This window comes from Neochlamydia sp. AcF95, from assembly GCF_018342455.1.
Lineage (GTDB): Bacteria > Chlamydiota > Chlamydiia > Chlamydiales > Parachlamydiaceae > Neochlamydia.
The window spans coordinates 1-12308 of sequence record NZ_JAEMUC010000039.1 but is presented as its reverse complement, the minus strand read 5'-3'; the positions used below and the strand labels follow the sequence as shown (position 1 = coordinate 12308).

Annotated in this window: 9 protein-coding genes; 8 read left to right on the top strand and 1 reads right to left on the bottom strand. The window is 37.6% G+C overall.

Translation table 11 applies throughout. From position 1 onward, the window contains the following. Nucleotides 1-43 precede the first annotated feature (43 nt). Complete coding sequence (gene rpsL / locus NEOC95_RS03695; protein ID WP_039383654.1) at nt 44-415, bottom strand: 30S ribosomal protein S12; 372 nt, start codon at nt 413-415, stop codon at nt 44-46. A gap of 212 nt (nt 416-627) precedes the next feature. Here rpsL and NEOC95_RS03690 point away from each other — a divergent pair, with 212 nt between their 5' ends. The 8 genes from NEOC95_RS03690 (at nt 628) to NEOC95_RS03655 (ending at nt 12229) form a co-directional block, all read left to right on the top strand. Next, complete coding sequence (locus tag NEOC95_RS03690; protein ID WP_166157182.1) at nt 628-1764, top strand: 1-deoxy-D-xylulose-5-phosphate reductoisomerase; 1137 nt, start codon at nt 628-630, stop codon at nt 1762-1764. Nucleotides 1765-2147: 383 nt separating this feature from the next. After that, nucleotides 2148-4112, top strand: coding sequence for a site-2 protease family protein (locus tag NEOC95_RS03685; RefSeq protein ID WP_213151668.1), 1965 nt, complete (start codon nt 2148-2150; stop codon nt 4110-4112). A 968-nt stretch (nt 4113-5080) separates the two neighbouring features. Next, nucleotides 5081-6169 (top strand): U-box domain-containing protein, encoded by a 1089-nt coding sequence (locus NEOC95_RS03680; protein ID WP_166157176.1) that lies wholly within the window; start codon nt 5081-5083, stop codon nt 6167-6169. Nucleotides 6170-6197: 28 nt separating this feature from the next. Further along, on the top strand, nt 6198-7193 hold the full coding sequence (locus tag NEOC95_RS03675; protein ID WP_166157172.1) for a hypothetical protein: 996 nt from the start codon (nt 6198-6200) through the stop codon (nt 7191-7193). A 55-nt stretch (nt 7194-7248) separates the two neighbouring features. Continuing rightward, on the top strand, nt 7249-7842 hold the full coding sequence (locus tag NEOC95_RS03670; RefSeq protein ID WP_166157169.1) for a hypothetical protein: 594 nt from the start codon (nt 7249-7251) through the stop codon (nt 7840-7842). Between the two features lie 19 nt (nt 7843-7861). Beyond that, complete coding sequence (locus NEOC95_RS03665) at nt 7862-9019, top strand: hypothetical protein (RefSeq protein WP_166157166.1); 1158 nt, start codon at nt 7862-7864, stop codon at nt 9017-9019. Nucleotides 9020-9245: 226 nt separating this feature from the next. Continuing rightward, the gene (locus NEOC95_RS03660) at nt 9246-10646 is read left to right on the top strand and encodes a hypothetical protein (protein WP_166157163.1); all 1401 of its coding nucleotides are present in this window, start codon (nt 9246-9248) and stop codon (nt 10644-10646) included. A gap of 206 nt (nt 10647-10852) precedes the next feature. After that, a complete protein-coding gene (locus NEOC95_RS03655) occupies nt 10853-12229 on the top strand; it encodes a hypothetical protein (RefSeq protein ID WP_213151666.1) in 1377 nt (458 codons plus the stop codon). The last annotated feature ends 79 nt before the right edge of the window (nt 12230-12308 follow it).

Below are 12308 nucleotides of genomic sequence, written 5' to 3'. Positions count from 1 at the left end.
GCGCGAACCACGGGCCAAAATATCCATTGAGAATATTCTAGCGTTACTTGGGCCGTTTTGCCCCATATTTCGATCTTGATTTTTTGCGATTCTGTACAGCTGCACAGTCTAATGTTCCACGTACGATATGATAACGTACACCTGGAAGGTCTTTTACACGGCCACCACGGACAAGTACAATGCTATGTTCTTGCAGATTATGACCTTCACCACCAATATAGGCGATTACTTCTTGGCCAGTTGATAAACGTACCCATGCTACTTTACGAAGAGCTGAATTGGGCTTTTTAGGTGTTTTAGTTTTTACCTGTAAGCAAACGCCACGTCTTTGTGGACATTTCAGCAAAGCAGGAGACTTGCTACGTCTTTTTTTAGGTGTACGAGGTTGCCGTACAAGTTGGTTAATTGTGGGCATGTGATTCCCTTTCTCCTTATTAATTAATGATAAGTGCCCCTTCTCATGAGATAGATTTTGAGAAGCTATGGGGGGTAGTATAGGAAAAAATTACTTTTATGAAAAGAAGTTTTGTTCACTCGTTTACTAGATAGGTGTCTACTGTTTGCTTGCCTGTCATTGACTTTATTCATTTTTCAGCTATACTTTCCCCTTCATATACAAAGGATAGCATGAAAAATCTCTCAATTTTGGGCAGTACAGGCTCAATTGGTCTAAATACATTGAAAGTAGCCAGACATTTGAAAGATAAATTTCGAATAGTAGCTCTTGCCGCTAAATCTAATATTGATTTGCTAGAGCAGCAAGCTTTGGAGTTTCATCCCGAGCTCGTCTGTGTCTACGATGAAAAAATGGCGATGGAGCTAAAAAGAAAACTTCCTCATGTAGAAGTGGTGACAGGCCTTGAAGGTCTGCAAGCGGTAGCTACGCATGGAAAGGCGGAAATGGTCATTTCGGCGATGACAGGGACGAGAGGGTTAGCTCCTACAGTAGCTGCTATCCAAGCAGGTAAAAACGTAGGATTAGCTAATAAAGAATCTTTAGTTTCGGGTGGAGAGCTTATCATGTCATTAATTAAAAAGAATGGCGTGCATCTACTTCCTATTGATAGTGAGCATAGTGCTCTTTTCCAATGCTTAAATGGAGAAGATCCTAAAAAAATTTATCGCATGATTCTGACTGCTTCAGGAGGCCCTTTTCGTGCTTGGTCTAGCGAGCAGCTAGCTCAAATAAGTGTTGAGCAAGCATTGGCTCATCCTACTTGGAATATGGGCCCTAAAGTGACGATTGATTGCTCGACATTAATGAATAAGGGATTAGAAGCAATAGAAGCACATTGGTTGTTTAGTATACCTATGGAGCAAATCGAAGTTGTCATTCACCCTCAAAGTTTGATCCATAGCATGATCGAATTTACAGATGGATCTATAATGGCACAAATGGGAGAGCCTAACATGATTGTTCCCATTCAATATGCAATGACTTATCCGGAACGCCATGTAGGGATGTTGGCTAAATTTGATTTTACAAGAATTCATGAATTTCAATTCTATCCTCCCGATTTTAAAAAATTTCGTTGCTTGAGCCTTGCATTTGAGGCTATACGCCAGGGAGGTAGTTTACCTTGTTATATGAATGCTGCTAATGAGACTTTAGTTAGCCGCTTTCTAAACAAGGAAATTGGCTGGCAAGATATCAGTAATAAATTGGAAAAAATGATGAGCGCCCATCCCCTATCCAAGGTAAATACTTTAGAAGATGTTCTTGCTATCGATGAGATAGCGCGAGAGGAAGCTAAAAAGGCTTAAAGCAAAACTTATAGGTTTTTTATATGAAAGGAGGCCAACCAGGATTGCGAAGCCCTCTCTAGGAAAAGAAAAGGTAAAATAAATTTTATTATGTGCCTTAGCTTCTTGTTGCTTTACGAAAGGCCTAACGTTAAATTCTTCACTTAGCGCTTTTTATGGTCGATTACTAAGAGCTTAATTTTTAATTTCTAATTAGGCTACTTTAAGTAACGATAAAAGCTTAAAAATTTAAAAGAGACTGATGTATAAAGAAATCAACTTTTAATTCGTCTGATTTTACCAGGCTGGCCGTGCAGTTTTAGTGTTGCTAAAGCTTTTGTTTTATGGCATACTTCTGTCTTCTTAATCATTCATTTTTGTTAAATTAAAGGGTTATATCGATCATGATCTTTAGCTTTTTGTACATTATACTTGCTGTTCTTGCACTGAGTTTTTTGATTTTTATTCACGAGCTAGGTCATTATTATATGGCCCGCAGAGTAGGCATGCGGGTAGAAACATTTGCTATCGGTTTTGGTAAGCCTATATTTTCTTGGATACGCGACGGAGTTAAATGGCAGATTGGCTGGATCCTTTTTGGAGGCTATGTCAAGATTGCAGGCCAAGACCTTGGTAAAGATCAATCTTCTTACGAAGCACCCGACAGCTTTTTTAGCAAACGTCCTATAGAGCGAGTCAAAGTAGCTTTTATGGGACCTTTTGTGAATCTTTTATTCGCATTTTTTGTTTTTTGCCTACTTTGGGTGAGTGGAGGAAGGTACAAAAATTTTAGCGAGTACACGTCTAAAATTGGCTGGATAGATCCTAAATCAGAACTTTATAAACATAATGTGCGTCCTGGCGATGAGCTTATTTCTTACGATAATAAGCAGTTTCAAAGCTCTAAAGATCATCTGTATGCGGCTATGATGGGTGCCCACCTCATCCAGGTACAAGGAAAAAAGGTTGCCTACGACACAGGCGTGAAAACTCCTTTTGAGTTCACGGTAAAAACTTATCCTCATCCTGCAGCTATGGAAAAAGGAATTTTGACCACTGGCATTCTCCAACCGGCTAATTATATCCTTTACGATAGGCTACCTAATGGAGCTGAAAATCCTTTACCCGATGGTTCGCCTTTACAAGGAAGTGAAATTCAATATGGCGATCGTATTGTCTGGGCAGATGGAGAATTGATTTTCTCCTCTATGCAGCTTAGTAGCATGCTGAATGATGATCGGGTCTTACTGGTGGTACAAAGAGGGGATAAGCGCTTTTTAGCTAGAGCGCCTCGAATTCCTGTGCAAGAGTTACGTTTTGATGCCCATATGAAGGATGAGTTAACGGATTGGCAGTATGCGGTGGATTTAAGCCACCTAAAATTACAAGATCTTTACGTCCTACCTTACAATTTAACTAATCAAGCCGTAGTAGAAAATTCTCTTAAATTTATCGATAAAGAAAAAGAAGAAGAAGCATTCCCTCCCGTTCCTTTCTCATCCCTTGAAGCCGCTTTACAGCCTGGCGATAAAATTCTTGCTATTCATAATACTCCTATTAAGAGTTCTGCTGAATTATTGCAACAATTGCAATCAAAAAGAGTAACACTCATCGTACAAAGAGAGCTTAAAGCTCCTACTCCTCTTCCTTGGCAAGAGGCCGATAAGGCTTTTGATCAAAAGCTGCATTGGCAGGATTTACAAAAGATTATTGATAGTATGGCTGCTTTAAATCCTTTGCAACAAGCGGGTGAATTTATTCTTTTAAATCCTCTTGAACCTAAAACTCGCAGTCAAATTTTCTTATCACCTGAAAAGCAAGCATGGCTAGCAGCAGAAACCCTTCAGGAAAAAAAGCAAATAGAAGCTGTTGAAGATCCTGAGCTAAGGGCTCGTGCTATGCAACATTTTACTGTTAAAGAAAAAGAGCTGATGCTTGGGCTCCCTGCCGCTCAAGATTCTAAAGTTAATTATAATCCTGCCCCCACTCAAATGTTTATGAGTGTTTTCGATGAAATTTGGCGTACCCTAAAAGCTTTATTTACCGGAGCGCTTAATCCTAAGTGGATGAGTGGCCCGATTGGTATCGTGCAAGTGGTGCATGATAGCTGGATGATTAGCATGCAAGACGCTTTATTTTGGATAGGAGCGATTAGCCTTAATCTAGGAATCTTAAATCTCTTGCCCGTTCCTGTCTTAGATGGAGGAACAATCGTCATGTCCTTTATGGAAATGCTGACAGGTAGAAAAATTAGTTCTAAGATGTTAGAAAAGTTAGTTTTACCTTTTGCTATCCTCCTGATCGGCATGTTTCTATATTTGACCATTAATGATCTAAGTCGTATTTTTGGCGGCTTTTTTCATTGGTAAAAATTTCCATAGTTCTTAAAAAAAAATGCCTGTTGCTGGCAGGCAATTTTTTTATTAAGTACATATAAGCGTAGGCTGCAGGCTCCTAAAAAAGTTTGCATGCTTTATTTTTGTAGAATGTAATAAATCTTTAAAGAGCTGTTTTGATCCTAAAGAGGCGGTTGCAGTACTAGCCTATAAGCTAAATTACCTCATAGGGGTCCAGCCTATCCTTTATAAGCTTTAAAGTCTTCCTTAATTGTCTAATCGATTAACTACAGCTTTGATTAGGTCTTGCAGAGTAACCTTATTGGATTAAAAAGCTGTGTAATAAGCTACCTTATGAGTGCCGTTTAGGTTATACTTTAATAAAAGCCAGTGTATTCTTATCTTTATGGCTATCTAAAGTAGTTTTTAGACGATCATAACTCTAGTAGCCTTCACCTTTTGTCTCTTTTTCTATCAATAAAATCTGCCCATCTTTTGGCTTAATTTCTACAAGAAATCGCCTGATCGGGCTTTGGCTCCAGCCTAAGCTCACATGGTAGTTAGTTGGCACGGCTAATGGAGAGGAAAGATTTTCTTCTTCTTAGGTAATTCTTTTCGGAGTAATTTCCAGCCATCTAGTTTCTCTTTATCTAGAAAAGGCCAGATTTTATGACTAAAAGCTCTCTATAACTTTACTTTTGCTGATTGCATTTTTGCCTTGGATTAACTTCTTTAAAGACATTATTTTTTTATGTTCTCCATCTGCCAACTAATCGTTATAGATTATTAGGATTTATTACCCCTGAGCATAATAAGGGAGTTACATAGAAAGCGAAAAAATAGCATATTAAAAAGGAAATAATCGACATTGTTGTTTACAAATTAAGATTTTCTGTTTATTCCTTAAAGGAGAAATAAAAACTAGATCTTACATGGGAGAGAATTAATTTATAAAATTAGAGATTCTTTATAATTTTTTATGAAAAATGAAAGGAGGGAATATGAGTTCTATTCAACAAGCGATTAACCAAACCTGCGCTATCATGAGGCCTTTCTTTACTACTATTGATATTAGCCTAGATATTGCGCAAATGATTACCGATGAAAATGTCTCCAAACTTAGGACTGCGGCGATAGTTTCTCGAACAGCTGTATTAGTACTTAATATATTTTCTTTAGTAGGGGAGAAAAAAGACTTTTCCAATCATACGTTAAAAACTCTCAAAGGAATTGAACTAGGTGCTCGCATGGTGGATGGGCCTATCCAATTTTCAAAACATATAAAAGATTTAAAAGAGGAGAAATATACATTATCAGCAATCATTCGCTTGATTACAAAAGGCGCCATTAATCCTTGTACAGGGATATTAAGAAATATTTGCGAATTAAGTATCTTTAATGAAAAAATCTATTTAGAAAAATTGGCTAAAACTTCTGAAGCCATGCGTCCCCAATGGGAATATGATAATGCTGAGCATCCTAACCTTATCGGATATAAAAAGATTGATCGTCAAGAATGCGAAAGAAATATTCAATTATTCGAAAAACTCAGTGCTGGCTTTAATATCGCCGAAGCAAGCGTATATAGCATAGAGGCAAGCTACTATCTGATCATACAAAAATTTTTGGAAGAGGCTTTAAGACAGGCTGCCATCCGAGAAAGCCATGGAGGGCAACAGGTAGTTCAGCATATAAATCCATTGCCGGCAACTGATGCCGCTCAATTGCCTGAAAACATCGTAGATGCAGATCATCTTTTTAACTTCAAAAAATTACCATTAATTCCTGTCGAATTTCACCAAGATCCTACTTTGAGTAAATATAGCTGTCCTTTAACCCTATCTCCTATACGTAATATTGTACAAGATCCTACTGCCCGAGGCGAAGAGCCCATATTCTATGAACGAGATGCTATTGCTTTATGGCTGGCTAGCAATCAAACTTCTCCTATGACCAGACGTCCCTTAACGCTAGAGCAATTATTTCCTCGCTTTGATTTGCAAGAGCTTATTGATGCAAGATTAGAATTTTTTGAAAATGCTGTTAAAGATTTTTTAAGAGAAAAAATTAACGAAAGCTTAGCACATTAGCAATAAGTTTAAAAAGTGAGGATAATCAATGAGCGCACTAGAAATTGCAAGCCTAGTGGTAAAAGGCTTAGAAATCATTCCCGCGGCCACAGAAATTATACGTGTATGTCACAAGTCAGATCGCTTAAATACTGAGGAGAAATTATCTATAACGGCCGAAGCTCTTTTTGTTTTTTTTAGAGCCTTGGAAGTCGGCTTCCAAGGTACGCGCCTAGCCACATCTGAAAAAGTGGATCAATTTTGTAAGGAAATAGGAGTTTCGGCAGACGAGATTAAAATTGGTTTAACCCTTTCTTCTAATTTTGCAGACGTTGGACGCATAACTTGCCATAAAATAGGTTCTAATGAGCGTTTACCTATAGCTATGATAGATATTTTGGCAGTAGCCATCTTTAAAGTAAGCGAAACTGTCGATCAGATTTCTAAATTAGAGACTTTATCCGCTCAAACAAAAGAAGCTTTAAGTTGGGTGGACACAGGTGGAAACCTTGCCGCTACTAGTCTTAGTATGGGAGTTACAAGCTATCGAGTTTATACTAATAGAGAGAAAATCTTTTTGGCGACAAAGCTTATCTTTAAATATTTAGCTCACATCCATCAAGAGCCTGTGGTTGTAGAAATAAAAGGTAAATATGAAGAGGATGCGAATAAAAATGCGGAAATTTTAAATGCTAAGAATAGGCAGTTATTATTACGCATGATTAAGTGGTATAATTTAGAAGAAATTCCCAGTACCTTTCATAAAGATCCTATTTTCTCTCAATACATATGTGCTATCAGCGGTAAACCTATTCGAAGGCCTGTTAGAGCCTTGCATGGCTTGGGAAAAACACTTTATGAACGTACAGAATTGTATCAATGGAAGGCCCAGCACCCCCATGAGCTTCCTAATCATTGGCCAGAAGATATTCCTTTTGTGCCTCAAAATATGATGAGCGACAAGAAGATTCAAAAGACTATTGATGCACGCCTAGAAGAGTGTGCAAGCTTTTTTAAAATTGGACTTAACACAAGGAGAACTTAAAGACAAAACTAATATTTCATTTTTATATCTTAACATAAGTCAGCCAGGAGTAATCATGATAGTACCTTCAAGTGTTATTAGAGATAAGAACAGCGAAGACGCAGAAGTTATAGAATATATATATAATCGTTTACCTAAGAACGGGACTTTTTCTAAAACAGATATTAAAGTTTCTAGAGTCATCTATGATTGGTTTAAAGGAGCTGAACATCCTACAAATAAGCCCCTTAATAAATTCTGTGAAATAACTAGAAAAATTACTATAAAAAGGCAAACGGCTTCAAAAATAGGTGAAGGATTTCAAGCCTTTTTTTTGACATTTTTAAATATGGCCCAAAATAAATATAATTTAGATGAGGCAGATGTAGCATATGCAAAAGACGCCATTGAAGAAATTCTTTCAGATGAGCACTTAGAAGATAACCAAAATAGTCGAGAGCTTAAAAGTTTGTATGTCAACTGTAAAACCATAGTTTTTTATCAATCATTAGAAAAAGAAGAACATAAGTACGGCCCCTTATTCACAGATGGGCAAGGAATAGCCTATACGTGTACAGCTGCTGTGGTCGCACACCGAATTACTCCTTTAGCTCTCAGCGTCATTGCAACTATTTTGCAAGCGTCTAAATCGTCATGTACACTTTTTTAATTAAAGGGAGATTTTATATATGCACAATATAGAAAATTCATTATGCCAAGCGTCTCAATATACATTAACAAATACAAATTTACACGAACAAGGTATCCCAGAAGCTTCTTTAGAAGAGTTTGAAAATAAGAATACGTCTTTTGGTGATCTTTTAGGGGGCGCTCAAATGCAGCTTCAAGATAACCAGTCTAGAGATGTGTACAATCGCAAAGAACCACAAGAACTACAGGGATTGCTTAAACAATCTATCGAGAATATCGCAAGCATTTATGAGGCTTCTAAAGAATTAAGCAAGCCTTCTAAAAGCAAGCAATATTCTCTGTTGGTCTCAGAGGTAGAAGAAGAGGTAGCTAAAATAAAAATTTTAGGTGGAGTCTTAACCGATAAAGATCAGGTGGTAGAGAGTAAGCAGATAGAAGACCAAGAGAAGGTTCTTAAGCAAATGTATAAAGATATGCCCTTGGGAGAAAGCATTCTACTTCGGTGGGATATAGAGATGATGAAAGGTATGTCACGTCGTCCCGCAGAAAAGATTTACACTACTTCTTATGGAACATTTGAAAATCCTAATGTCTCACACTTAGAATTATCGCGCTGGTTTTCATCTTATATAACAGAAGGGGCTTTCTTTGGTTTTTGTTGCATGTTTAGGGAGCATGAGCTAGGAGAGGAAAAAGATTTTAATAGGATGTTTACTTGTATTAATCTTACCAAAAGCGATGAACAAAGAAAAATAGAGAGGAAGCTTTATAATGGCAGGCCCTCCTTTTGGGGAAATATTCAATCTTCACTTTTTTCTATTGGTCGAAATCTTTTATCTAAAGATCAATCCTCTGGCGAAGTTGAAGAAAAAAAAGAGACTCAAGCATTAAGCTTATCCTCTACAGAAGTAAGTGTAGCTGGATTTATAAACCTTCCTACCAAGCCCGTAAGCAATTATCAGATCAAGCAGCAAAAGGTACTAGCAAAGCTTGCACAAGATTTGCCTGCAATGATGGAAGTATGGAATGTGGACTCCTTTCAAATTATAACTTCCGAGCAAATGCTAGCTGAAGGCTACGAATACGAAGGTGCTTATTCAGGAGATAGAATTCTACTTTTCCATAAACGGGTAGAAAACCAAGAGGCTGCAATTGCAGCCATGGATCCATTATCAACTCAAGGAAAATCGGATTAGCAAAGAGCTATTAATCGTACATACTCGTCTCCTACCTGCATTTTTATATAAAATGCAGGTGTTTAATTACTAAATGAGAAACGAGCAGAATGATAGTTTGATAATAAACAAGTGTTTTCTATTTTAAATTTGAGGGAAGAAGATTAATATAATTTATTAGCTTTATACTAATTTGTGGTGTTAATAAGAAGCTGCTTTCCTCTTAAAAATCTAACAGGAACCCAGTATGCCTTATCATTTGACCAATCATCCGAGAAAATATGATTTATCTTATAAAGATATAGGACTATCTTTAATCACAGGCTTATCAGGAGCTCCTTATGCTAGTCGACATTGGCAGCTCTCTAACTATGCCAAAGCTAAGCATTGCTTAGGCCATCGTTTGATTGCCTGTATAGAAAGTATTCCTTTTGCAGGCGCTTTGGCAGCTATCCTCGAAAGAATTATTGTTTTTATCCAAGAAAAGCTTTTAAAAAATGGCGTGCTAACCAAGCATAAAGCCGGTACTTCACCTTCTTGCCATGCTATAGCTAACACTCTTGTGGTTTCTCACCTAGCTAGCACTAGTTCCCCTCTACCAGAGACATCTATAGTGGGATTGCTCGATCATGGCCAGTATAGCTTGCAAGATAAGCAATCTAGAGATGTGTACGATCGCAAAGAACCGCAAGAACTACAAGTTTTACTCAAACGATCTGTTGAGAATATTGCTAACATTTACGAGGCCTCTAGAAAGCTAATGAAACCTTCTAGAAGCAAACAATATTCTCTGTTGGTCTCAGAGGTAGAAGAAGAGGTAGCTAAAATAAAGATTTTAGGTAAAGTTTTAGCTGACAAAGATCAGCTGGTAGAGAGTAAGCAGATAGAAGGCCAAGAGAAGGTACTCAAGCAGATGTATAAAGATATGCCCTTGGGAGAAAGCGTTCTACTGCGATGGGATATAGAGATGATGAAAGGTATGTCACGTCGTCCCGCAGAAAAGATTTACACCACTTCTTATGGAACATTTGAAAATCCTAATGTCTCACACTTAGAATTATCGCGCTGGTTTTCATCCTATATAACAGAAGGGGCTTTCTTTGGTTTTTGTTGCATGTTTAGGGAGCATGAGCTAGGAGAGGAAAAAGATTTTAATAGGATGTTTACTTGTATTAATCTTACCAAAAGCGATGAACAAAGAAAAATAGAGAGGAAGCTTTATAATGGCAGGCCCTCCTTTTGGGGAAATATTCAGTCTTCACTTTTTTCTATAGGTCGAAATCTTTTATCTAAAAATCAACCTTCGGATGAAGCTGAAGAAAAAAAAGAGACTCAAGCATTAAGCTTACCCTTCACAGAAGCAAGTGAAGCTGGATTTATAAGCCTTCCTAACAAGCCTGTAAGCAATTATCAGATCAAGCAGCAAAAGGTACTAGCAAAGCTTGCACAAGATTTGCCGGCGATGATGGAAGTATGGAATGTGGATTCCTTTCAAATTTTAACTTCAGAGCACATGCTAGCTGAAGGCTACGAATATGAAGCCGCTTATTCAGGAGATAGAATTCTGCTTTTCCATAAACGGGTAGAAAACCAAGAGGCTGCAAGCTCAGCCATGGATCCATTATCCACTCAAGGAAAATCGGATTAGCAAAGAGCTATTAATCGTACATACTCGTTTCCTACCAGCATTTTTATATAAAATGCAGGTGTTTAATTAATAGAGGGGTAATTGATAAAGTGCTTTTTAATCTACCTTTAAGCAAAGAAAAGTTAATATAATTTTTTTGGCTTTATACTAATTTGTATTGTTAATAAGTGGTCGCTTTCCTCTTAAAAATTCACCAGGGTTTAGGTATGTCTTATCTTTTAACCGATCATCCTAGAAAATATGATTTATCTTATCAAGATATAGGATTGTCTTTAATTACAGGCTTATCAGGAGCTCCTTATGCTACTCGGCATTGGCAACTCTCTAACTATGCCAAAGCTAAGCATTGCTTAGGCCATCGTTTGATTGCCTGTATAGAAAGTATTCCTTTTGCAGGCGCTTTGGCAGCTATCCTCGAAAGAATTATTGTTTTTATCCAAGAAAAGCTTTTAAAAAATGGCGTGCTAACCAAGCATAAGGCTGTTACTTCACCTTCTTGCCATGCCTCAGCTAACATTCTTCCGGTTTCTCACCTAACTGCCATTAATTCCCCTCCCTATGAGACATCTATATTGGGATTACTCGATCATGGCCAGTACGGCTTGCAAGATAAGCGATCTAGAGAGATGTACGAGCGCAAAGAACCGCAAGAACTACAGGGGTTGCTTAGACAATCTATCGAGAATATCGCAAGCATTTATGAGGTTTCTAAAGAATTAAGCAAGCCTTCTAAAAGCAAGCAATATTCTCTGTTGGTCTCAGAGGTAGAAGAAGAAGTAGCTAAAATAAAAATCCTCGGTAAAGTTTTAACCGATAAAGATCAGGTGGTAGAGAGTAAGCAGATAGAAGACCAAGAGAAGGTTCTTAAGCAGATGTATAAAGATATGCCTTTGGGAGAAAGCGTTCTACTCCGATCGGATATAGAAAGAATGAAAAGTTTGTCACGTCGTCCCGCAGAAAAGACTTACACTACTTCTTGCGGAACATTTGAAAATCCTAATGTTTCTTCTTTGGAATTATCCCGTTGGTTTTCACCCTACATATATGAAGGAAACTACGAATGCTTCAGCTGTATGTATAGAGAGCATGATATAGTAAAGGAAAAAAACTTTAATAGAATGTTTACTTGCATTGGCTTGGATAAGAAGGAAGAACAAAGAAAAATAGAAAGAAAGCTTTATAATGGCACGCCCTCCTTTTGGAAAAATATTCAATCTTCCCTTTTTTCTATCGGTCAAACTCTTTTATCTAATGAAGCTGAAGAAAAAAAAGAGACTCAAGCATTAAGTTTGCCCTCCAAAGATGCACGCGAAGCAGGATTTATAAGCCTCCCTACCAAGCCCATAAGCAATTATCAGATCAAGCAGCAAAAGGTACTAGCAAAGCTTGCACAAGATTTGCCGGCGATGATGGAAGTATGGAATGTGGATTCCTTTCAAATTTTAACTTCAGAGCAAATGCTAGCTGAAGGCTATGAATATGAAGTTGCTTATTCGGGACACAGAATTTTGCTTTTCCATAAACAGGTAGAAAACCAAGGGGCTGGGATGGAAGCCATCAATCCTCTGCCACCTCAAGATTAATCACTCACCTTACGCAGGCATAAAACTCCTTTGTAAATTTTGCAGTTCTTGATAGGCCATCTGATTGGCTTTAAGGATT

Coding starts and splice junctions, on each gene's coding strand:
- rpsL (WP_039383654.1), bottom strand. CDS start 415: ATGCCCACAATTAACCAACTTGTACGGCAACCTCGTACACCTAAAAAA.
- NEOC95_RS03690 (WP_166157182.1), top strand. CDS start 628: ATGAAAAATCTCTCAATTTTGGGCAGTACAGGCTCAATTGGTCTAAAT.
- NEOC95_RS03685 (WP_213151668.1), top strand. CDS start 2,148: ATGATCTTTAGCTTTTTGTACATTATACTTGCTGTTCTTGCACTGAGT.
- NEOC95_RS03680 (WP_166157176.1), top strand. CDS start 5,081: ATGAGTTCTATTCAACAAGCGATTAACCAAACCTGCGCTATCATGAGG.
- NEOC95_RS03675 (WP_166157172.1), top strand. CDS start 6,198: ATGAGCGCACTAGAAATTGCAAGCCTAGTGGTAAAAGGCTTAGAAATC.
- NEOC95_RS03670 (WP_166157169.1), top strand. CDS start 7,249: ATGATAGTACCTTCAAGTGTTATTAGAGATAAGAACAGCGAAGACGCA.
- NEOC95_RS03665 (WP_166157166.1), top strand. CDS start 7,862: ATGCACAATATAGAAAATTCATTATGCCAAGCGTCTCAATATACATTA.
- NEOC95_RS03660 (WP_166157163.1), top strand. CDS start 9,246: ATGCCTTATCATTTGACCAATCATCCGAGAAAATATGATTTATCTTAT.
- NEOC95_RS03655 (WP_213151666.1), top strand. CDS start 10,853: ATGTCTTATCTTTTAACCGATCATCCTAGAAAATATGATTTATCTTAT.